The 21901-nt window shown below is 71.5% G+C and carries 27 protein-coding genes; 26 read left to right on the top strand and 1 reads right to left on the bottom strand.

All coding sequences use genetic code 11. The annotated features are described in order from the left end of the window. The first annotated feature begins 38 nt into the window (after positions 1-38). The 25 genes from ACH4RG_RS23205 (at position 39) to ACH4RG_RS23085 (ending at position 20944) form a co-directional block, all read left to right on the top strand. A complete protein-coding gene (locus ACH4RG_RS23205) occupies positions 39-2021 on the top strand; it encodes a hypothetical protein (protein ID WP_398540131.1) in 1983 nt (660 codons plus the stop codon). Positions 2022-2223: 202 nt separating this feature from the next. Next, positions 2224-2622 carry a hypothetical protein gene (locus ACH4RG_RS23200; protein WP_398540130.1) on the top strand — a complete coding sequence of 133 codons (399 nt, stop codon included), beginning with the start codon at positions 2224-2226 and terminating at the stop codon, positions 2620-2622. Between the two features lie 52 nt (positions 2623-2674). Beyond that, a complete protein-coding gene (locus ACH4RG_RS23195) occupies positions 2675-3166 on the top strand; it encodes a hypothetical protein (RefSeq protein ID WP_398540129.1) in 492 nt (163 codons plus the stop codon). Positions 3167-3234: 68 nt separating this feature from the next. Further along, positions 3235-3585 (top strand): hypothetical protein, encoded by a 351-nt coding sequence (locus ACH4RG_RS23190; RefSeq protein WP_398540128.1) that lies wholly within the window; start codon positions 3235-3237, stop codon positions 3583-3585. Positions 3586-3620: 35 nt separating this feature from the next. Next, positions 3621-4373: a mucin-2 gene (locus ACH4RG_RS23185; protein ID WP_398540127.1), complete on the top strand. Its 753-nt coding sequence runs from the start codon at positions 3621-3623 to the stop codon at positions 4371-4373. Positions 4374-4463: 90 nt separating this feature from the next. Next, positions 4464-5393, top strand: coding sequence for a DUF3560 domain-containing protein (locus ACH4RG_RS23180; protein WP_398540126.1), 930 nt, complete (start codon positions 4464-4466; stop codon positions 5391-5393). A 234-nt stretch (positions 5394-5627) separates the two neighbouring features. After that, complete coding sequence (locus ACH4RG_RS23175; protein ID WP_398540125.1) at positions 5628-6059, top strand: DUF6884 domain-containing protein; 432 nt, start codon at positions 5628-5630, stop codon at positions 6057-6059. Positions 6060-6170: 111 nt separating this feature from the next. Beyond that, the gene (locus ACH4RG_RS23170) at positions 6171-6446 is read left to right on the top strand and encodes a hypothetical protein (protein ID WP_398540124.1); all 276 of its coding nucleotides are present in this window, start codon (positions 6171-6173) and stop codon (positions 6444-6446) included. Positions 6447-6449: 3 nt separating this feature from the next. Continuing rightward, on the top strand, positions 6450-6944 hold the full coding sequence (locus ACH4RG_RS23165) for a hypothetical protein (RefSeq protein WP_398540123.1): 495 nt from the start codon (positions 6450-6452) through the stop codon (positions 6942-6944). Positions 6945-7118: 174 nt separating this feature from the next. Further along, the gene (locus tag ACH4RG_RS23160; RefSeq protein ID WP_398540122.1) at positions 7119-7274 is read left to right on the top strand and encodes a hypothetical protein; all 156 of its coding nucleotides are present in this window, start codon (positions 7119-7121) and stop codon (positions 7272-7274) included. Between the two features lie 141 nt (positions 7275-7415). Next, the gene (locus tag ACH4RG_RS23155; protein WP_398540121.1) at positions 7416-8363 is read left to right on the top strand and encodes a hypothetical protein; all 948 of its coding nucleotides are present in this window, start codon (positions 7416-7418) and stop codon (positions 8361-8363) included. Beyond that, on the top strand, positions 8360-9481 hold the full coding sequence (locus tag ACH4RG_RS23150; protein WP_398540120.1) for a DegT/DnrJ/EryC1/StrS family aminotransferase: 1122 nt from the start codon (positions 8360-8362) through the stop codon (positions 9479-9481). The genes ACH4RG_RS23155 and ACH4RG_RS23150 overlap by 4 nt, the downstream gene beginning before the upstream one ends. Continuing rightward, on the top strand, positions 9478-10584 hold the full coding sequence (locus tag ACH4RG_RS23145; protein ID WP_398540119.1) for an inositol-3-phosphate synthase: 1107 nt from the start codon (positions 9478-9480) through the stop codon (positions 10582-10584). Before ACH4RG_RS23150 ends, ACH4RG_RS23145 begins: the two co-directional genes overlap by 4 nt. 1 nt (position 10585) lies before the next feature. Then, entirely contained in the window at positions 10586-11386 is an 801-nt protein-coding gene (locus tag ACH4RG_RS23140; RefSeq protein ID WP_398540118.1) for a hypothetical protein, read from the top strand. A gap of 59 nt (positions 11387-11445) precedes the next feature. Next, complete coding sequence (locus tag ACH4RG_RS23135; protein ID WP_398540117.1) at positions 11446-12846, top strand: DUF3440 domain-containing protein; 1401 nt, start codon at positions 11446-11448, stop codon at positions 12844-12846. Beyond that, positions 12843-14231, top strand: coding sequence for a phosphoadenosine phosphosulfate reductase family protein (locus ACH4RG_RS23130; protein WP_398540116.1), 1389 nt, complete (start codon positions 12843-12845; stop codon positions 14229-14231). Before ACH4RG_RS23135 ends, ACH4RG_RS23130 begins: the two co-directional genes overlap by 4 nt. Further along, complete coding sequence (locus ACH4RG_RS23125) at positions 14228-15622, top strand: phosphoadenosine phosphosulfate reductase family protein (RefSeq protein ID WP_398540115.1); 1395 nt, start codon at positions 14228-14230, stop codon at positions 15620-15622. Before ACH4RG_RS23130 ends, ACH4RG_RS23125 begins: the two co-directional genes overlap by 4 nt. Further along, positions 15619-16176 carry a ParB N-terminal domain-containing protein gene (locus ACH4RG_RS23120; protein ID WP_398540114.1) on the top strand — a complete coding sequence of 186 codons (558 nt, stop codon included), beginning with the start codon at positions 15619-15621 and terminating at the stop codon, positions 16174-16176. The genes ACH4RG_RS23125 and ACH4RG_RS23120 overlap by 4 nt, the downstream gene beginning before the upstream one ends. Before the next feature lie 58 nt (positions 16177-16234). Then, entirely contained in the window at positions 16235-16969 is a 735-nt protein-coding gene (locus ACH4RG_RS23115) for a hypothetical protein (RefSeq protein ID WP_398540113.1), read from the top strand. Positions 16970-17168: 199 nt separating this feature from the next. Continuing rightward, the gene (locus ACH4RG_RS23110) at positions 17169-17600 is read left to right on the top strand and encodes a hypothetical protein (RefSeq protein ID WP_398540112.1); all 432 of its coding nucleotides are present in this window, start codon (positions 17169-17171) and stop codon (positions 17598-17600) included. After that, positions 17597-19279, top strand: a complete 1683-nt coding sequence (locus ACH4RG_RS23105; protein WP_398540111.1) for a hypothetical protein — start codon at positions 17597-17599, stop codon at positions 19277-19279. The genes ACH4RG_RS23110 and ACH4RG_RS23105 overlap by 4 nt, the downstream gene beginning before the upstream one ends. A 60-nt stretch (positions 19280-19339) precedes the next feature. Continuing rightward, entirely contained in the window at positions 19340-19549 is a 210-nt protein-coding gene (locus ACH4RG_RS23100) for a hypothetical protein (protein WP_398540110.1), read from the top strand. A gap of 92 nt (positions 19550-19641) precedes the next feature. Beyond that, complete coding sequence (locus ACH4RG_RS23095; RefSeq protein WP_398540109.1) at positions 19642-20097, top strand: DUF6292 family protein; 456 nt, start codon at positions 19642-19644, stop codon at positions 20095-20097. Between the two features lie 89 nt (positions 20098-20186). Further along, positions 20187-20378, top strand: coding sequence for a hypothetical protein (locus tag ACH4RG_RS23090; RefSeq protein WP_398540108.1), 192 nt, complete (start codon positions 20187-20189; stop codon positions 20376-20378). Positions 20379-20605: 227 nt separating this feature from the next. After that, positions 20606-20944, top strand: a complete 339-nt coding sequence (locus ACH4RG_RS23085; RefSeq protein ID WP_398540107.1) for a hypothetical protein — start codon at positions 20606-20608, stop codon at positions 20942-20944. Between the two features lie 310 nt (positions 20945-21254). On the opposite strand, the gene ACH4RG_RS23080 is transcribed toward ACH4RG_RS23085, so the two are convergent. Further along, on the bottom strand, positions 21255-21539 hold the full coding sequence (locus tag ACH4RG_RS23080) for a hypothetical protein (RefSeq protein ID WP_398540106.1): 285 nt from the start codon (positions 21537-21539) through the stop codon (positions 21255-21257). Positions 21540-21595: 56 nt separating this feature from the next. On the opposite strand from ACH4RG_RS23080, the gene ACH4RG_RS23075 reads away from it, so the two are divergent. Beyond that, positions 21596-21877, top strand: a complete 282-nt coding sequence (locus tag ACH4RG_RS23075) for a hypothetical protein (RefSeq protein WP_398540105.1) — start codon at positions 21596-21598, stop codon at positions 21875-21877. The last annotated feature ends 24 nt before the right edge of the window (positions 21878-21901 follow it).

Genomic DNA, 21901 nt, shown 5'->3' with positions numbered 1-21901 from the left:
GGGGGAGTCGCCCCCGGCCCCCGGCCCCGGAGGCTCTGATGGCGCGTCGCTCCCGCTTCGTCCCGAAGCCGCGCGAAGGCGACGTCTGGGTACAGACCGCCCTCACCCTCGACCCCCCGGCCGACACCACCGAAGGAGCCACCACCATGGCGATCGTCCCCGCCCCCAAGACCCCCACCGTCGCCGTCGCCCGGGAGCTCCGCCGCCTCGGCCTGCAGCAGGGGCCCGCCAAGGACTTCCGCATCACCGGCCACATGGTCGACGGCGAGCGCGACCACACGTACGTCCTGCTCCTCACCGCCGAAGCCCGGCAGATCGTCGCCGACCGCGCCGACGAACTTGAGGCCGCGCTCGCAGCCGGCCCCTTCCCCTTCAAGGTGTCGGTCCGCTACCACGGCAGCGACCGCCCGATGCCGTCCATCCACAACGGCCGGGAGGAGCGCATCCGCGACGAGAAGCCCACCGTCGCCCCCGCCGTCGACACTGACACCCCGGCCGACGCGCCCGCCGTCGACTCCGCCCCGGACGTCGAGACTCCGGCCGCCGACGCCCCCGCCGTCGAGGAGGCCGCGCCCGCCGCCGTGGACACCGCCGCACCGGCCCCGGCCGACACCGACGTCGACCAGGACGCCGACACCGCCGCCACCCCGGAGCAGCCCGCACAGCCGGTCGTCGACTACAGCGAGACGTACAAGCAGCAGTGCCAGGCCAACGCCCTCGTCTGGTCCACCAAGCAGGCCGCCCACGTCCGAGCCGCCACCATCGGCCACCTGTACCGCGATGACTTCTCCGACAGCTTCCGCTGGAGCAGCGACCGAACGAAGACCGGCCGCCGCGTCTCCGGCAGCTTCCTCGCCCCCCTGCAGAACGCCGGCTTCCTGCTCCTGGGCGACACCGGAGCGGACGGCCGCCGCCTCGTCGAGGCCACCCCGGACGGCCACCGCGCCATCCTCGTCTGGGACGCCCACCAGCCCGAGCCGACCGAGCGCAACCACAAGCAGGAGCGGATGCCCCTCAATCCGCTGATGTGGGGCGAGGAAGCCGCCCGCCGGACCGCAGCCTTCCAGGCCGACGAGGACCGCCGCCGCGTCGAGCGCGACGCATGGTGGGCCGGACACCAGGAGCACCGCACCGCCGAAGACCGCGAGGGCAAGCTCCGCGCCGCATGGGCCAAGGTCGAGGGCATCCGCAACCCCTGCTCCAAGCGCCCCGCGGGCTGGACGCCCACCAACGACCAGGCCACCGAGCACTCCCTGGCCCCGGACGTCGTCGCAGCCCTCCGCCTGGAGGCCGTCGCCCTCATCACGGCCGCCACCGAGACCGCGGCTGCCGCCGCCGCTGCCGGCAGTGAGCAGCTCACCCAGGACACCAGTCCGTGGGGCGACTTCCGCGAGGGCGACATCGTCACCGTCGACGGCCGCCCGGGGGACTGGGAGCTGATGGCCCGGACCGATCGGCCCGGCGTCTGGGACATCGAGACCGCCCGCGCCGACAACCGGGAGCAGGCGACCGCCGAGACCCCGGCCCTGCTCGCCCTCGACGACGCGCCGCACGTCCGGCGCGGCGACCTCGTCCTGCAGCACTACCCGGAGCAGACCCGAGCGGCCACCGTCGGCGACGTCTACCGGTGCGGCCGGTGGGTCGCGGTCAAGCACCCCCTGGCCACGGACGGCCACACGGGCGTCATGGTCGACGACGTCGACACCCTCACGGTCGTCACCCGCGAGCAGCTCGACAGCGCGGTGCGCCTGCCGGTCGAGTCCGGAGAGCATCAGGGCCGGATCATGGAGGTGCTCGTCAGCCGCCACGTCGGCACCTTCCGCGTGACGTGCCAGTGCCTCGACGGCATGGAGGTCTGCCGCAACGGGCGCCAGATCGGGTACTCCCGCAGCGTCGCCGCTGCGACCGCCCTGTGGGAGTGGCACGCGGCCGGACAGGATGGCCCGGCCCCGGAGGACTCCGACGGCACCGCAGACGCTGAGGCGCCCGCGCAGGCCCCCGCCTACGCGGTAGCAGCCTGACTCATCCCCCACAAGGCCGGGCCCGTCAGGGTCCGGCCTTTCGTGTGACCGCAGTCCCTGGCCTGTGTGAATGCGACACGCAACACGTGTTGGCCAACTTGACTTGCACAACCAAGGTTGCATAGTGTCTCCATCGTCAGGCCGGGAGAACAGCCCGGAAGACGGCCGCTACCCGCGGCCACCGAAAACGCAGGAGGACACCATGGCCACGAAGTCGCAGCTCGCCGCCGAGATCATGCAGACCCGCAGCCTCCGCAGCGTCCCGGTGGCCGACGCGTGGACCCGGGCCCAGCAGGAGAAGCGGCAGGAGAAGCGGCGCCGGCAGCTGGAGCGGATGCCCAAGGCCCAGCTGGTGGCCCTGCACGCCGAGTACCACCACATCAGCGACGACACCGCCGCCCTCGTCGAGATGGTCACCGAGGCGCTCAACGGTCGGCCCGCCGTGATCTCCGTCTCCCGCGGCGTCGTCCGCGTCGAGCAGCCCATCGCCGAGATGAACCGCGCCCGGATCAGCGGCCACGACAACACGGTCCGCGCCCTGGAGGCCGCCGGATTCACCGTCGAGACCGGCGGCTGCACCTGCTACATCGCCGGGCTCTGACCGACCCGATACCGGCCCCGTCCCCGACCCCCACCGCCGCAGAGAGGCAGTCATGACCGCGACCATCCCCACCACCGCCCTCGCCGCCGCCGACCGCGCCCGCACCCTCGCCGACGTCATCACCGCCCGCGCCGCCCTCCACCCCGCCGCGGACGTCCTCCACGCCATCGCGGCCCTGGTCACCACCGCCGCCGAGAGCCTGGAGACGACCGACGCCCCCGTCTTCGCCCTCATGGACGCACAGGCCCTCGCGCTGGACAACCGCCGCGCCGGCATCTCCGACCACGTCATGTACTACGTCACCGCCCCGATCACCCGCCGCGTCCCCGAGCTGCCCGAGCTGAACCCGGTCAGCACTCAGCTCGCCCGCCAGGAGGGCCGCCTCCGCGTCCGCATCGCCCTGGCCGCCGACGCCCTGAACACCGCCACCACCCCGGACAGCCGGCACGGCGCACTGGAAACCCTGCTGCCCCTTCACCGCGCCTTCGACGACCTCGCCCGCAACGTCGCCGTCGATAACGCCCGGCCCTGCAACCGGCCCTGACGCCCCCTGCGGGGGCCGCCGACCGGCGGCCCTCGCCCCTCCCCGCACAGCTCCCAGAAGGGCCGACCATGCAGACCTTCACCTTCCCGTCCGGCACGACCGTCGACCTGCCGGAGGGCATGACCCTCTGCCGGCAGCCGGAGACCGTCACCTTCGACTGCGCCCGCGTCGTCCCCGTCGGCGACACCCCCGCCGGGCGACGCGTCTTCTCCTCCTTCTCCTGCGCCGCCTACGCCCGCGCCGCCGACGTCCACAGCAAGCGCCGCGACGTCGCCGAGCGCGAGCACGGCCTGAACACCGCGGCGAGGAACCGCCGCCGCGTCACCCACCTCGTGGAGCACCTCGCCCACCACCGCCGCGTACTCGACCGGATGCTCACGGCCTACGCCGACGACCCGGCCCCCTGCACCTGCCCCTGACCCGCCGCCCGCCCCACCCGAACGGAGACCCGCCCATGCGTACCTTCGCCGCCGCCCAGCACACCGGCACCGACCCCGGCCAGTGCGACGTCACCGCCGTCCGCACCGTCGACGGAACCCGCGCGTACGTCCTCCTCGACGGCATCGGCCGCCGTGAGTCCACCCAGGAGTGGGCGCTCAAGACCGCCCGGTACCTCGGCCGCACCGCCGCCCGCATGGGCGACGCGGAGGCCGGTCTCCGGTACGTCTACAACATCACCCGGGACGACGCGATCCACTTCGGGCGCGGCCCGATGGCGGCTGCGGTCGTCGCCGTCAAGGCGCCCGGCAAGCCGCTGTCGGTCGCCTGGTGCGGCGACTCCCGCGCCTACCTGCTGGAGCAGGGCATCGCGATCCGCCTCACCGACGACCACAACAAGCGCCGCGTCTACCCGCCGTGCGCCACGTATCCGCACGGCGGGAACCGCAACCACATCACCTCGTGCCTCGGCTCCGACCTCGACGACGACGCCGTGCGCAACCGGCACGGGCACCCCGCGATCGAGTCGAAGACCCGGGAGATCACCGGCCCCTGCCGCCTCGCGCTCCTCTCCGACGGCGCGTACGAGCCGCACGAGGACGCCCGTCACGACCTGTACGTGGAGCTGGCCGACGAGCCGCTGACGACGATCGCCCGCGAGTTCGTCGACCTCGCCGTGGACACCGCCGTCAAGACCAGCCGGGCCGTCGACCCGAACCAGGTCTACGCGGACAACGCCAGCGTTCTGCTCGCCGACATCCAGCCCTGACCTCCCCGGGCCGGTGTTCAGCGGTGTTCAGCGAACGCCTCTGAACACCGGCCCCCTCCGCCCGACCAGCCCCGACGAAAGGCGCACCCCATGGCCACCATCGAGATCACCCACACCCCCGAAGAGGGCACGCTCGCCGACGGCGACACCGTCAAGGGCGACGGGACCGGCGACATCCTCAAGGCCCACGGCTTCCGCTGGTTCCGCTCCATGGGCCAGTACGGCATCCCCCAGTCCCGCGACCGCGCCCCCCGCATCGTCGCCATCGAGAACGCCGCCGACCGCCTCCGCGAGGCCGGACACACCGTCACCGTCGACGTCTCCACCGCCGTCCGCGACAACGCCACCGTCCAGGCCGACAAGCACGAGCGGCTGGAGGAGCGGCGCGAAGCCCTCACCGCAAAGGGCGAGAAGCTGGCCCGTACCGCGGAGTCCCTCCGCCTGTCGTCCGACGCCATGGTCGAGCACCTCCCCTTCGGTCAGCCCGTCTTCCCCGGACCCCGGGGCCGCGCCCACCGGAACCTCCTGGAGCGCAGCGTCACCACCTCGATCAAGTCGGCGCTCACCGCGCAGGAAGCGGAGCGGATGCCGGCACGGATCGCCGGGTCACGCCGTGCGGAAGCCGAGAAGCAGCGGCCCGACGTCGTCGCCCGCAGGGTCCAGCGCCTGGAGGCCGAGCTCCGCGGCCTCGACCGCCGCATGGCCAGCCTCGCCGAGCACCACCCGGAAGCGACATCCGGCCGCCTGTACCGCCAGTACGAGGGACAGCGCGCCGAGCTCGTCGAGCGCATCGACGGCGACCGCGCGGTCCTGGAGCAGGCGAAGGAGGCCGGCACGTTCGGCCGGCACTCGAAGGACAACGTCAGCAAGGGCGACCTGGTCCGCATCCGCGGCGAGTGGCGCCGGGTCGCCCGCGCCAACGTCAAGACCGTCACCGTGACGACCCCCTACAGCTGGACCGACAAGTACGGGTGGGAAGAGGTCCGCGACCACCGCCCCGCCGCCGACGCCACGACCTGACCCCTGCGGACAGCGTCCGGACGCTCTCCCCGGACGCGTCCGCAGCGGCCTCCGGACAGTGTCCGCAAGGAGCCCGGCCGGACCGCTCCCGGACGTGCCCGGACACCGCCCGTCCGGATGCGCCCGGACGCCGTCTACCAGCAGGAACACCCTCCGCGCGGACGCGTCCGGCCCACCATCCGGACGCGTCCGCGCCCCCCTCCCCGGATGCGTCCGGACACAGGAAGGACACCCATGCTCGGCCCCCTCGTCGTCATCCCCTGCGCCTCCCGAAAGCTCACCGTCCCGGCCCCGGCCGGAGAGCTTTACCAGGGCAGCTATCACCGCGCCTGCCGGCAGACCGCCGACGCCCTGACCGCCACCGGAGGAACGACCGTCATCGTCTCCGCCCTTCACGGGCTGCTGCCCCTCGACCGTGTCACCGCCCCGTACGACCTGCGCATGGGCGACCCCGGCAGCGTCACCCCCGAGCAGCTCCGCGACCAGGCGCAGGAGCTCGGCCTCGCCGACGCTCCCACGGTCGTCGTCCTCGCCGGAGCCCTGTACGTCACCGCGGCCCGGCAGGTCTGGCCGCACGCCTCCGCCCCGCTCACCGGGCGCGGCATCGGCCGCCAGCTCCAGCGCCTCGTGGAGCTCCGCGCCGAACCCCTGCTCCCGCTCGCCTAACCCTCGTACGCTCATTCAGATCACCGAACAGAACGGAGCCCCACGATGACCGCAGCCAACCCTCACGACGGGCCACGCCCTACGTCTGCGGGGGACAGTGCCCGAGCGCCCTTGCAGCATCTCAGGGAGCTGGCCGACAAGATCCCGACCCGCAGCGACTCCTATGCAGTGCACACCGTGGCGTTCATCGACGCGCACACGGGCCTCGACCTCGTCAACTTCATGGCGCAAGGCGCTATCGCCATCCCGACCCCCGGCCAGTTGGTGACGGTGCACAATGTGAAGGTGGTGGTCACCGAGGTGGAGACGGCCTACGAGGCTGCCGAAGACGGTCGGCCCGCCGTGCACAACTCCGTGTGGGTCGTTGCGCCCGCCAAGAGGGACTGAACTATGGGCGCCTGCCTCACCCCCACCGCCGTTATGGCCCCCTGGTACAACGTCGAGGTCAACACCGGCCACGCCGAGCTGACCGCGACGACCTACCTGCGCGGCTGGTACCGCCTCCGCGACGAGGGCGACACCACCGGCTACCGCGAGGCCGCCCCCGACGCCTACACCGACGAGGAGCGCGCCGCCGCCTGGATCACCCACGGCCCCGCGACGTTCTCCACCCCGGCCGCCCCCGTCGCCGCTCTCCTCGCCGCCCTGCACCAGATCGCCGACCACCCCACGTACGACCGGTGGCAGAACGAAGGCGGCGCCCCGACACCGACCGGCGTCCGCGCCGAGCCCGGCAACGACGGCCGGATCACGCTCGTCGGCCCGTTCTCCCGCCACCCCGAGGACAAGGACGGCGACCACCTCCACAGCGTGGAGCTCCTCTACAGCGACGTCGCCCCCCTCCTCGACGCCATCGCGAACCTGTCCGTCAGCGCCGACGCCTGACCGCCCGGCCGACAGCACACCGAAGGGCCTGCCGGCAGCCACCGGCAGGCCCTTCCGCACGCCAGACCGAGTGATCACACTCCCCGGTGGACCGCGGCCCGTTCCAGCCCCCAGCTCCCCGCCCGGGTGAGAGCCTTCGCCCGCCCACCCCGCGACGAGCAGAAGGCCCCTACCGTGCCGAAGATCAAGCAACGCCAGAAGATGGGATGCCTCCTGGCCTGCTTCCACTGGACCATGATCGTGTGCACGATCGGTCTATGGACGCCCGTCTACCTCGGCGCCCGACGCAAGCGCGTCACCATCACGTATCTCCCGGACAACCCCAGGTAGTTGACCCCGCGGCCGACACCGCACAGCACGCGAAGGGCCTGCCGGCAGCCGCCCGGTAGGCCCTTCCGCGTACCCGGACCCACCCCCTCCGTTGGGCTTATCCTTCTCCGCTCCGTCAGCCGCCCACCAGGGGATACGCCCATGACCCAAGCCACGCACGTCCGTATCGTCGAGCTCCCCCTCACCCAGCTCCAGCCGTACCCGGGCAACCCGAAGGTCGGCGACGTCGACGTGATCCTCGACAGCCTCCGCCGAAACGGGCAGTACCGATCACTGGTCATCCGTGAGACGTCCACGCAGAAGGGCCCGTTCACGACCCTCGCGGGCAACCACACCGCGGACGCCTTCCGACTCCACGGCAAGGGCGACTGCGGGAAGCTCGTCACCGCCGGCACCGAGACCCGCCCCTGCGGCATCTGCGGCAACGACCCCAAGTGGAAGCTGACCGCCCGCTGCGAGGTCATCGACTGCGACGACGACACCGCCAAGCGCATCAACCTCGTCGACAACCGCAGCGCGGCACTCGGCTCCTACGATGACGCCGCGCTCGCCGCGATCCTCTCCGGCCTGGACGACCTCGACGGCACCGCGTACACGGACGACGACCTCGACGACCTCCTCAAGTCCACCGGCGCACTCGGCGAGCAGTCCGCGCAGTTCCTCGCCTCCTTCATGGACCCGACCCCGGCCGCCCCGGCCGCGCCCGCCCTGAATCCCTTCTCCGCCTCCGACGTCCCGGCCGGGCCCCCGCAGACCGGACCGCCCCCGTCACTACCCCAGACCGGCACAGAAGGCGCCCAGCCCACCACCACGGCGGACACCCCGGACCCGATCCCGCACTCCCCGGGCGTCCACACCGGCCCGACCGCGTACGACGGCCCCGGTGCCCGCGCCCACCCGGGGGAGGGCATCGAGCTCCCGCCGCCCGTCCAGATGGTCCCGCTGCAATGGGTGTTCACCCTCGACCAGCGCGACACCGTCCGCGCCGCGATCAAGGCCGAGCAGGCAGCGGCCGGTCACGAGACCGCCGCCCTCGCCCTCACCGCCATCTGCGCCGCCCACCTCAAGACGACCAGCGAGGCAGCATGAGCGCCCCCACGGCCGACCTGTCCCGCCTCCGCACGCGCCGGTGGCCCCCGCCGCCCTCGACCGACGCCAACCACGCCGTGGCGATGGCTCTGTACTCCGGGACCTGGACCAGCGGCCGGTACACCAACGACGCCGAAGAGGCCATGAAGGCGCTGACCGGCGCCCCGTACGCCGTGGCGTTCCAGTCCTGCACCGCCGCGATCCACGCCGTGCTCCTCGCCGAGCACGCCCAGCGCGACACCCCGCTCCATACGCCTGCCTTCGGCTTCGCCGGCACGCTCACCGGTGCCTCGCACATCGGTGCCCGGCTGCTGTACCACGACGTCGACCCGGACACCGGGAACAGCGCCGACCCGCTGGCCGCACCCAACGCCCTGATCCTGACCCCCGACCTGCACGGCGTGCCCCACACCCTGCCCCGCGACCAGGTCGTCACCGACGCCTGCCAGTCCCTCGGCACGCTCGTCGACGGCCGCCACATCGGAGCGACCGGAACGCACTGCTGGTCGTTCTCGGCGACGAAGCTGGTCAGCGCCCCCGACGGCGGGGCCGTCACCACCGACAATCAGGGCCTGGCCGACGACCTCCGGCAGCTCCGCGACTACGGGGCCGACCCCGGAGGCGTACGCGCGAACGCCCTGATCACCCGCCCCGGGCACAACTGGCGGCCCTCCGAACTGTCCATGGCCATCGCCGCGGAGGAGCTCCGCTACCGGCTGCCCGACACCGCCGCCCGCGCCCGCACCGTCGGGAAGCGCGTCCAGCAGACGCTCGCCGACACAGGGCTCTGGTACCAGCAGTCCCCGGCCGGCACGGAACCCGCCTTCCACAAGATCCGCACCGGGCTCCCCGGCCACCCCGCCCGCACCGTCGAGCGCTTCACCGCGGGCCTCGCAGCCGCCGGCATCCCGTACCACCCGTGGGGCCGCATCCCCCTCCCCGACCACCCGATGTTCTCCCCGCGCCGCCCCGACTCCCTCGGCGTGCCCGTCGCGCACGACCTCGCCCGCACCACGGTCTGCCTGGGCACCGAGACGTGCCCGCCCTGGACCTGGACCGACGAGGAGACCGACCTCATCTGCAACACCCTCGAAATGATCATGGAGACGATCCTGTGAACCACCCGATCCGCATCGGCATCATCGGCGTCGGCAACTGCGCCCGCGCCCTCCTCGAAGGCATCAGCCACTACACCGCCCACCCCGAGGACACGACCGGTCTCTCCCACCCGGAGATCGCCGGATACACCCCGGCCGACGTCGTCCCCGTCGCCGCGTGGGACGTCGACACCGACAAGGTCGGCCGGCAGCTCTGGGACGCCCGCACCGCCGGGCAGAACCTCGACGTCGGTATCCCGCAGGACGGCCTCAAGCCCATCGCCGACGGGGTCACCGTCCACCGCGCCCCCGCCCTCGACGGAGCAGGCACCAAGTACCGCGAGCGGATCACCGTCGACGACGTCGACGACCTCCCCGAAGAGGAAGCCGCCCGCGTCCGCGAGATCATCCACGAGACCGGTGTGCAGGTCCTCGTCAACTACCTCCCCGTCGGCTCCCAGAAGGCCACGGAGTGGTGGGCACAGATGGCCCTCGACACCGGCTGCGCCTTCGTCAACAACATCCCCGTCTTCATCGCCCGCGACGAGGAGTGGCGCGGGCGCTTCCGGGCCGCCGGGCTCCCGCTCATCGGCGACGACATCAAGAGCCAGCTCGGCGCGACGTACGTCCACCGGATCCTCGCCCGCGCCTTCTCCGACCGGGGCATCACCCTCGACCGCACGTACCAGCTGAACGTCGGCGGCAACATGGACTTCTACAACATGCTGGAAGCCGACCGCCTCGCGACGAAGCGCGTGTCCAAGTCGTCCGCCGTCACCGACGCGTACGCCGGAGACCTCGCCCCCGGCAACGTCCACATCGGCCCGTCCGACTTTGTCGCCTTCCTCGGCGACACGAAGAAGGCCTTCATCCGCTGCGAGGGCCGCGGCTTCGCCGGAGCGCCCATCGAGCTGGAGATGCAGCTCACCGTCCCCGACAGCCCCAACTCGGCCGGCATCGTCATCGACGCCGTGCGCATCGCGAAGGTCGCCCTGGACCGCAAGGACCCGAGCGCCGATGAGTGGGCGAGCGCCTGGCTGTTCAAGGCCCCGCCGCGGCCCGTCGCGCAGGACAGCGACACCGAAGCGCGCCGCCGCCTCGACGCCTGGCTGACCGGGGCCTGACATGCGACGAGTCCTCAAGGCCAAGTCCGCGTACAGCAACGACGACGTCCAGCGCGTATGGGAGTCGATCACCGACTACGTCACCGAGGAGGAAGCGGCGCGCGCCGTCGACGAGGCAGCCGCCGAGACCCGCCTCGTCCTCGACGGCAACACCGGCGGTGCCGTATACGGCTGGTCCGGCGGCAAGGACTCGCTGGCCCTCCAGGTCGTGATGGAGCGTGCCGGCGTCCGCCGCGCCCTTCTCGGCACGCTCCCGCACCTGGAGTTCACCGCCTACATGGACTGGGTCAACGACCACCAGCCCGACGGCCTCACCCACCTGGGGAACACGGCGATCACCCCGGCCTGGCTCGCCCGACCGCAGAACGACCGCTACCTCTTCCCCACGAACAGCACCGACGGCTACCGCTGGACCATGGTCGGCACCCGGTGGGCACAGCACCTCTACCAGGAGCAGCACCGGCCCCGGCTCCAGATCTACGGACGCCGGACCGCCGACGGCAACAGCATCCCCGCCACCGAGTACGGCATCCACCAGACCAACCGCCTCGCCTCGTACTGCCCGATCCGCGCCTGGTCGCACGAACTCGTCCTCGCCGTCATCCACTACAACCGGCGTCCCCTGCCCCCCGTGTACGGCTTCCCGAACGGCTGGAAGACCGGCACCGGCTCCTGGCCCGGCCGGAGGATCGGCGACCGTGACGCCTCCTTCGCCGAGACGTACGCGATCGACCCCGCCCTCCTGCAGCAGGCGGCCCCCGACCTGCCCGCGGCCGCCGACTGGCTCCGCCGCAACACCTGACGGGCGCCATCCCCCGACGCTTCCCCGACCCGACCGGACACCATCCACGAGGAAGGCCCATGACCGACTGGCTCTCAGGTGGCTGGCTCCCCCAGGGGACGCCCATCGACGCCGAGCACGTCCGCGGCTACACCGCGAAGCTCAGCCTGCCCCGCCTCGCTGCCGGCAGCGACGTCTACACCCTGGCCTGCGAGCGCACCGCGTACGTCCTGGAGCACCACGACCGGGCCCTCATCGCGTTCTCCGGCGGGAAGGACAGTACGGCCGTCCTGAACGTCGCCCTGGAGGTCGCCAACCGGGAGCCCCGCCTACAGCGGCACCTCCCGCTCAGGGTCGTCTTCTTCGACGAGGAGGCCATCCCCCGGGAGACCGAGGAGTACGTCCGCCGCGTCTTCGCCCGCCCCGACGTCGCAGGGGAATGGATGTGCCTCCCCGTGCAGCACCGCAACGCCTGCTCCCGCCGCTCCCCGTACTGGTGGCCCTGGGCCCCGGAGGACGAGGCGAAATGGTGCCGCCCCCTCCCCGCGGAGGCGCGGACAACGCTGCCCGGCTTCCCCGTCTGGCCGGCAGAGGAGCGGCTGACCATCCCCAACGTGAACGGGCTCCTCGCCCCGCCCCCGCACACCACCGTCACGCTCATGGGCATCCGCGCCCAGGAGTCCCGCATCCGCGCGCTCGCCGTCCGCCGCCGCACCGTCGACAACTACCTCGTCCGCCACAGCCACGGACGCGACCGGCAGGCTGCCGCCGTCGACCACGGCAACCTCTGGAAGGCATACCCGATCTACGACTGGCGGACCGAAGACGTCTGGGCCGCCGCACGCGTCCACGGCTGGGACTACAACCGGGCCTATGACCTGATGGAGATGGCGGGCGTCACCCCGGCCGCACAGCGCTGCTCACCCGCCTTCGGCGAGGAGCCCCTGCAGAAGCTGCACGTCTACGCCCAGTGCTTCCCCGACGTCTGGGCCGGCATGAGCGAACGGGTGCCCGGCGTCGGCGCGGCGGCCCGGTACGCCCGCACCGAGCTGTACGGGCTCGGCGCGAAGAAGCCCGAGAAGCCCACGGGTATGCCCTGGCCGGAGTTCCTGACCCACTACCTGGCCCTGCACGGCCAGAAGGAACAGCAGACCATCGCCCGCCGGATCAGCGAAGCCCTCGTCCGCCACTACCGGATGACGACCGACCCGATCCTGCCCCGCTCCCCGCACCCGGTCACCGGCCTCAACTGGAAGTACCTCCTCGTCCTCGCGATGCGCGGCGACTTCAAGCACCGCCGCCAGGAGGTGAAGCAGCTCATGGACGGCGACGCCCCCACGTACTGGCGGAAGTACACCGCCGAGCTCGCCCAGGTCCTCGCCGACGGCACCGCCCCGGCCGAGCTCGGCCACCCCCGGCCGCTCCCCGCCGACCCGTACGCCCTCGCCCCTGCCGAGACGCCCCAGGAAGGCCCCTCATGACCGACACCACCCCCGGCGGCTGGCTCCCGGAGGGCGCGCGCCTCGACGTCTACAAGAACGGCTACCAGCCCAAGCAGAACCGGCCGCGCCTCGCTGCCGGCAGCGACGTGTTCACGATGGCGTGCGAGCGGATGGAGTACGTCCTCGACACCCACGACCGGGCGTTCGTGTCCTTCTCCGGTGGGAAGGACTCCACCGCGATCTACAACGTCGCGCTGCACGTCCTGAACGAGACGCCCGCCCTCCGCCGGCACCTCCCGCTCAGGGTCGTGTTCTTCGACGAAGAGGCCATCCCGCAGGAGACCGAGGACTACGTACGCCGCGTCGGCGAGCGCGACGACGTCGCCCTTGAGTGGTACTGCCTGCCCGTCCAGCACCGCAACGCCTGCTCGCGCCGCTCACCGCACTGGTGGCCCTGGGCGCCGGAGGACGAGGCCAAGTGGTGCCGCCCCCTCCCGCCGGAGGCGATCACGGCGCTGCCGGGCTTCCCCGTCTGGCCCCCGGAGGAGCGGCTCAGCATCCCGAACATCAACGGCCTGTTGGCGCCACCGCCGCACACCACGGCGTGCCTCATGGGCATCCGGGCGCAGGAGTCCCTTATCCGCGCCCACGCGGTCCGCCTCCGGTCCGTCGACAACTACATCGTGAAGTACGACATCAGCAAGAACCGGCAGACCGCCGCGGTCAACGGCGGCAACCTCTGGAAGGCGTACCCGGTGTACGACTGGCGGACAGAGGACGTGTGGGCCGCGACCCGCATGTTCGGCTGGGACTACAACAAGGCGTACGACCTGATGGAGATGGCCGGCATCGGCCCCTCCGGACAGCGCTGCTCACCGGCCTTCGGCGAGGAGCCCCTCCAGAAGATCCACATGTACGCCCAGTGCTTCCCCGACGTGTGGGGGCGGATGGCCGAACGCGTCCCCGGGATCGGCGCCGCCTACCGGTACGCCCGCACCGAGCTGTACGGGTACGGCGGGAAGCCCCCGAAGCCCCCAGGGCAGACCTGGCCGGAGTTCATCGCCCACTACGTCCGCAAGCACGGCGAGCACGTGCAGCCGAAGGTCGCCGGACGCATCTCGGACGTCATGGCCCGCCACTACCGCAAGACGTCGAACCCGATCCTCCCGCGCTCCCCGCACCCCGCGACCGGCCTCAACTGGTCGTTCCTCCTGACCCTCGCCATGCGCGGTGATTTCAAGGAGCGCCGGCAGGAGTCCAACCAGCTGATGCGCGCGGACACCGCCGACCACTGGACGACCTACACCGCCGAGCTCGCGCAGATCCTCGCCGACGGCACCGGCCCCGAACTCGGCCACCCGCGCCCCCTCCCGACGGACGCGTACGCGATCGTCCCCGGCGAGTACCGGGAGCCCAGCCGGTGACGGGCCCCCGCGCGGGCTGGCTCCCCGAAGGGACGTCGCTGGAAGGCGCGCACGTCCGCGGCTACACGGCGAAGCACAACCGGCCGCGCCTCGCTGCCGGCAGCGACGTCTACACCCTGGCGTGCGAGCGGACCGCGTACGTCCTCGACACCCACGACCGGGCGTTCGTCGCGTTTTCCGGCGGGAAGGACAGCACGGCCGTACTGAACGTCGCCCTCGACGTGCTCAACCGGGAACCGTCGCTGCGCCGCCACCTCCCGCTCAGGGTCGTGTTCTTCGACGAGGAGGCGATCCCGCAGGAGACCGAGGACTACGTACGCCGCGTCGCGCAGCGCGACGACGTCGCCCTTGAGTGGTACTGCCTTCCCGTGCAGCACCGCAACGCCTGCTCCCGCCGCTCCCCGTACTGGTGGCCCTGGGCGCCGGAGGACAAGGCGAAGTGGTGCCGCCCCCTTCCGCCCGAGGCGATCACGACTCTCCGCGGCTTCCCGACGTGGCCGCCGGAGGGGCGGCTGACCATCCCCAACACGAACGGGCTCCTCGCACCGCCCCCGCACACCCTCGCGACGCTCATGGGCATCCGGGCACAGGAGTCCCTCATCCGCGCCCACGCCGTACGCCTCCGGCCGGTCGACAACTACATCGTCAGGTACAAGGTCAAGTCGGTCGACTGGCAGGCCGGGGCGGTCAGCCACGGCAACGTGTGGAAGGCGTACCCGGTGTACGACTGGCGGACAGAGGACGTCTGGGCCGCCGCCCGGATCCACGGCTGGGACTACAACCGGGCCTATGACCTGATGGAGATGGCCGGCATCAGCCCGTCCATGCAGCGCTGCTCACCGGCCTTCGGCGAGGAGCCTCTCCAGAAGATCCACGTCTACGCCCAGTGCTTCCCCGACGTCTGGGCCGGCATGTCCGAACGTGTCCCCGGCATCGGTGCCGCACACCGGTACGCCCGCACGGAGCTCTACGGCTACAGCAAGAAGCCGACGAAGCCCGACGGCCGGACCTGGCCCGACTTCATCGCCCACTACATCGCCAAGCACAGCGACGGGTCCGCGAGGAAGGTCGCCGCGCGCATCACGGAGGTCATCACCCGCCACTACAGCAAGACGACTCACCCGATCCTCCCGAAGGCCCCGCACCCGGTGACCGGCCTCTCCTGGACGTTCCTCCTGACCATCGCCATGCGCGGTGATCTCAAGCAGCGCCGGCAGGAGTCGGAGCAGATCTCTCACCACCCGCTCACGCATCTCTGGCGCCGCTACACGGCCGAGCTGTCCGAAGCCGTCGCCACCGGCACGGCCCCGGCTGAGCTCGGCCACCCCCGCCCCCTCCCGACCGATCCGTACGCGATCGTCCCCGACGAGTACAAGGAGCCCACCCCATGACCACCACCACCTCATCCGCCAACGCCCCGTTCCGCGCCCCCGTCGGCGCGGACCAGCAGCCCATCAGCGCCGTCCGCTGGATGCCCCGCGAGCTCCTCACCGCGAACAGCTGGAACCCCAACAAGCAGGCCCCGCCGGAGCACCGGCTCCTCAAGACGTCGATTCTCGAGAACGGGTGGACACAGCCGATCGTCGCCCGCGACCAGAGCGACGGCACGTACGAGGTCGTCGACGGCTACCACCGCTGGACGATCGCCGCGGACAAGGAGGTCGCCGCGCTCTCCGCCGGGCTCGTCCCCGTCGTTGTCCTGCCCCCGACGGACGCGGCGACCGCCCGCATGGCGACCGTCCGCCACAACCGGGCCCGCGGTACCCACCACGTCCTCGGCATGGCCGAGATCGTCGCCGACCTCCTCGGCATGGGACTCACCCCGGAGGACATCAGCGCCCGCCTGGAGATGGACCCCGAGGAAGTCGACCGCCTCGCCGACCGGGGCAACATGCTCACCCGCCACGCCCCCGACACCTTCAACCAGGGCTGGACCGTCGGCTGACCGCCGGCACGCCCACCCCGACCACCTTCACGCCACGACGACGACCAGGAGCACGACCATGCCGGCCACCGCGACCACGATGAAGGTCACCCCCGACGACGAGAACGAGGTCCACGACGTCCTCGCCTTCCGCGACCCCGGGAACTGTCACGTCACCCCCGTCGCACAGTTCCCCGCAGAGATCGCCCTCGCTGTCACCGACGCCCTCCGCCACCTCGTCCAGACCGCCCACCGCTCCCCGGCCGCCACGACCCCCGACGGCGACGGGATCACCCGGGCGCAGACCTTCGAGGAAGGCGACGTCTACATGCTCGCCGCCCCGTACAGCGGGTACGAAGCGGACAGGTACCTCATGGACTTCTACGACGTCACCGACCGCGACATCTGCTCCCGGATGCACCTGCACACCGGGCTCCGCTTCGTCCGCATGATGACCGGCCCGGACACCCGCATCCGCGTCAGCAGCCTCGCCCCGATCCGCGTCACCGACGTCGACGGAGTCACGACCTTCCTCCCCGACCGCTTCACCGACGACCACCCCGACGTCCCCGCCGGACACCACCGCACCCGCTACAACCTGATCGTCCCCCCGAACTCCTGGGCCGACATGCAGGTCCCGCGCGGCGTCTCCCACCAGTTCAACGCCCACGGCCCCCACGCCGTCATCGACTCCGTCCACCCCGAGGAGTCCATCGAGACGTTCCGCGAGCGCATGACCGGCTACAAGATGATGGCGCAGACGATCTTCCTCGCCGACGAACAGCCCCCATCCGACGCCTGCACCCTCACCTAGCACCCACCCCACACCCCGTCACCCACCCCCAGGGCTACCCCCACACCCCCACAGACCTACACCGTCACCTACAACCCCCCACCTCCACCCTGACCGCCCCCGCACGACGCCCCCACAAACCTCCAGGTCACAGCCACGCCCCCATGGTTGAAACCGAAACCTGGACACACAGAGCCCCCCGGACGACCAGGAGAGACCCATGGGAGCCTCGCCAAAACAGCGCATGTCCGCCGTCGAGCGGCGCATCCAAGCCCTCCAGCTCCACCTGGCGGGCGTCGACTACCGCACCATCGCGAAACAGGTCGGGTACGCCGACGGCGCAGCAGCACAGAAGGCCGTCGACCGGGCCATCGAGGAGAGCATCGCCCGGGGCCATGAGGACATCGACACCATCCGGACCCGCGAAGTCCTCCGGTACAACCGGCTCCAGGCCGCCCACTGGGGCAAGGCCGTCAAGGGCGACACCAAGGCATCCGAAATCGTGCTCAAGTGCATGGCCGGCAGGGAACGGCTCCTCGACCTCGCCGCCCCCAAGAAGATCAACATCCAGGCGCAGCAGCTCGGCGACGAGATCCTCGCTGTCCTCGCGGACGCTGCGGGCGACGACGTCGCGCACGGGGCATCACCGTGACCGGCGCCCCGGGCGGGGGCCGGGGCATCGGGGCCGTCGTGCTCGGCGAGGACGGCGAGCCGCTCAGCGTCAAGGAGATCGAGCGCCAGGTCCTCGCCCTCGTCCGCGCGGGCGACGTCGCGACGCTCCGCGCGGTCCGCGACCGGGTGGCCTCCCGCAGGACACAGGCCGCCGCCCAGCGGGCGACGAAGTACATGTACGACCCGGCGGGCTGGGCGCGGGACATCATCGACTGGAGGGGCGGCCAGGGCCTCACCCCGTACCAGGCTGACGCCCTCGACCTGCTGCCGAAGAAGCGGCGTCTAGCGATCCGAGGGCCGCACGGTCTCGGCAAGACAGGCATGGCGGCGCTCACCGTGCTGTGGTTCGCGACGACCCGGGACGCTGCCGGCATCGACTGGAAGGTCCTGGTCACCGCCTCCGCCTGGAGGCATTTGTCCGTCTACCTCTTCCCGGAGATCCACAAGTGGTCCAAGCGGATCCGCTGGGACCTCCTGGGTCGGTTGCCGTTCCGGGAGAACGCGGAGCTCCTCGACCACAGCGTCAAGCTGCGGTTCGGGGCCGCGTCCGCCGTGGCGTCGACCAAGCCGGAGATGATCGAGGGGGCGCACGCCGACAGCCTGCTGTATCTGATCGACGAGGCGAAGGTCGTCCCTGATGGCACCTGGGACGCCATTGAAGGCGCCTTCTCCGGCGGGCAGACCGAGGGGCTACCCGAAGCGTTCGCCCTGGCCATTTCGACGCCTGGGCCCCCGTCAGGGCGGTTCTACGACATCCACAGTCGGAAGCGGGGGTTCGAGGACTGGCACGTACGGCACGTCACCCTCGCCGAGGCCATTGCGGCTGGCCGGATCTCCCCGGAGTGGGCGGAGCAGCGCGCCGTTCAGTGGGGCCGCGACTCCGCCATTTACGCCAACCGTGTGCTGGGGGAGTTCCACGCCTCCGACGAGGACAGCGTCATCCCCCTGTCCTGGGTCGAGGCTGCCGTCGAACGCTGGCACCTCTGGGACCAGGCCGGGCGGCCGGCACTCGACGGCCGGGAGGTCTGCGGTGTCGACGTCGCACGGGCCGGGGGAGACTCCACCGTCCTCGCCTACCGGACCGGCCTGGCGTTCACGGAGCTGGAGACCCACGACCGCGAAGACACCATGCAGACCACCGCCCGCGTCCAGGCCGCTGTCCTTCTCCGGCCGGGCATGGTGCCCGTCGTCGACTCCATGGGTGTCGGCGGCGGTGTCGTCGACCGGCTCCGCGAACTCGGCGAACCCGTCCTCGCGTACACCGGGGCCGCCAAGACGAAGATGCGGACCAGGGACGGCGAATGGGGCTTCAACAACACCCGGTCAGCCGCCTACTGGCACACCCGGGAGCTCCTGGACCCGGCGTTCGGCGCGACGCTGATGCTCCCGCCGGATGACCTGCTGCTCGCCGACCTGACCGCCCCCACGTGGACCGTGACGTCAGGTGTTCCCCCGAAGATCCAGATCGAGCCGAAGGAGGACCTGGTCAAGCGGATCGGGCGCTCCCCGGACCGCGGGGACGCCGTCGTGATGGGGCTGTACGCCGAGCTCCTCGCCTCGTCGACGGTCCTCTCCCCGGCCAGGTCGACACCGGGCAGCAGCGCCGCAGCGTCCCGCTACGGGCGCACGATCGGGAGCAGCGGAGGCCGGGCCCGGTGACCGCCCGCCCTCCGGCTGCCGGCATACACTCCCCGGCCCTGACACGCGAGAGGTGACCACGTGAGCGCCCTTATCCCACCCCACCGGCAGTACACCGTCCCCCACGTCTCCCTCGCCGAGATCGAGTGGCAGCTCGACCGGGCGGAGGTCCGCAAGCTGGTCGGCAACGCCCGGCTGCTCGCCACGGCGGACCGCTTCGGCATCACCCCCGACGAGGCACTGAACTACCTCGCCACAGCACCGCGGTGGCTTCTGCCTCTGCTACCGTGATCTGAAACGCCGGTTCTCCGGCGCACCTCCACGCTGCTGGTCTTGGGCCGGGCGAGAGGTGAAATCGTGGGAGCACCCCCATGGTTCTCGAAATGCCCATGAACGACTCGCACCGCGCGTACGTCAACGCGGTCGCCGCAGCCCTCACCGCGGCCGGAATCCCCATCGTCGACGTCGACTTCCTCGACGACGTGTTCGATGACGGCGACCCGCTCCGGTTCGCTCACGCCCACATCGACGCCACCAGGACGGCCGACGCCTACCCCGACCGCATGGTCTGGGCGGAATGGGACGAGCGGGACGGCTGGGACCTCGTGGTCTACGACCAGGGCAACAAGCGCAAGCCCTCCTTGGGGCACACCCTGTGCACCGAGGTCGTGCCGGCACCCGCTGACGTAGCAGCCGCCACCGTCGCCCTGCTCGCCGCCCACCCCTCCACCTCGCTCAAGCTGGAGCGCCCCCTCCTCGCATGGGACGAGGACCGCGAGGAGGCCCTCGACGCCTACACCCTCGCCGCGGGCAACACCGCCCCACCCGTCACGGAATGAGGCGTTAACGCCACCCCCGGCCCCGGCCTCCGGTACACAGGAAGACGTGCCCCGCACCAGGGGCGCAAGCGAGCAGAGGAGCAGCCCTGATGACGTACGAGGACACCGGCCCGACCTGGGCCATGCCGGACGAGGACTGTATGCCGGAGTGCAGGGAGGCCCAGCCCGCAGGGTTCGGGGGACGCCCGCGCTGCATCTGCGCACGGCTCAACGCCGAGGATGAGGCTTACTTCGCGGAGCCGCCGGACATGGCGGCCAGGGAGAACGGCAACTTTTTCTGACCGGGCGCCCACCGCGGTGAGGGGCGGGGGGCCGGCAGCCGCCGAGTGCGGATCGACCTCGGCGCTTCCCATGGGCACTGGCGTCAAGCCGGGCCACCGGCCCCCCGGCCGAGCAGCATAAGCGCAGCCGGTCATACACCCGGGCCGCCACGAGCGGGAACGCCCGCCCGGCCCACGCCCGCGACCTGACCGCCGCACCCACACGCCCCATCACCGCTGGGAGCCCCATGATGACCACAACGCTCTACGCGCTCCTGCCCCCGCCGGACGACGGAGGCCGGTGGGTGCGCCTGGTCGCAGCGCACGCCGAAGCCACTCAGCCCCCGCACCAGGGTCTCTACGCAAGGTTGGAATCCCCGCCATCCGCCGAGGACACCGCAGTCATTGCCGAGGCAGAGGACTACTTCGAGGAAGTGGGGTGGCCGCACGCTGACGGCAGCCGCATGGTCGCGATCTCGCTCGGGGGGCCTGAGCTGGATGCCGAGGCGGCGGCTGAGAGTTTCACCGTCAAAGTGGCCGACATCCCGAAGGGGACTGTGTCCCTGTTGATCACCAACAGCCGCTAGCAGAAGCCCGTGAGGATCGGGGGGCCGGTGGTCACCGAGGACGAATCACTCTCGGCGCTTCCCATGGGCGTTGGCGTCAAGCCGACCACCGGCCCCCCGGCCGAGCAGCATAGACCCGTCCCGGCCCCGCCCAGCAGACATGCGAAACCCCCGCCGACAGCTACGAAGACGGGGGTTTCAATTGGGCCCATACCAAGCCCGGCTGGCCCAAAACCAGTACGCGGAAGTTACCAGAGGGCCGGGGGGCGCACGCAAATCGTGCGCGCGCCGGTGGCCGGTGCGTTGCTGTGGCAGGGAATGGGCGCCTTCGCTACGAGCCCTGCGGCTGTCCTGCGGCGTCCGGCCCCGTCGGCTCCTCATCCTCCGGAACCTGGATCTCAGTGTCCTTCCAGCCCCACGAGCGGTACTCGACCGCCCCGGGGTAGCGCTGCCGAACCAGGGCCATGAGCGACTCCTCCGTCATGGCGAGTGCTTCCTCGGGCCAGGAGCGCGACGCCGTAACCGACTGGCCCTGAACGGTGCCGTCGGGCCCGACCGCCTCCACCAGGAGCACCTTGACCGGGATGAACTTCATCGGGATGTCGTCTGGGTCCACGGGGCGACGTTAGCAATCGGGGACACAGCGTGTGACCGGTCGGCCACACTGGTGCGGTGATGAAGCTCCCGCGCCTTCCCTGTGAGCGCTGCGGCCGTCCGACGGCTGCCGGCCCGGTCGCCGGTCGCACGTCCAAGGGCCGCATGTGGCGCCACGACGCCCCCGGTCAGGCCCGCGAACCGGGCAACGCCCTCATGTCCTGTCTCGGCTCCCTGGAGATCGTCGACATGCCCCAGTTCGGCCGGCAGTTGGAGCTCGACGAGACCACCGCCGACGACGCCCCGGCCGTCCCGGAGGGCGGTGACCCGGTCCTCTTCGACACCGATTCTTTGATCTAAAACGGGCGTTGACCTGCATCAACG

Source organism: Streptomyces sp. NPDC021019, from assembly GCF_044333295.1.
In the GTDB taxonomy this organism is placed as follows: Bacteria; Actinomycetota; Actinomycetes; order Streptomycetales; family Streptomycetaceae; genus Streptomyces.
The sequence above is the reverse complement of the archived record's forward strand: the minus strand, read 5'-3'. Positions and strand labels throughout refer to the sequence as shown.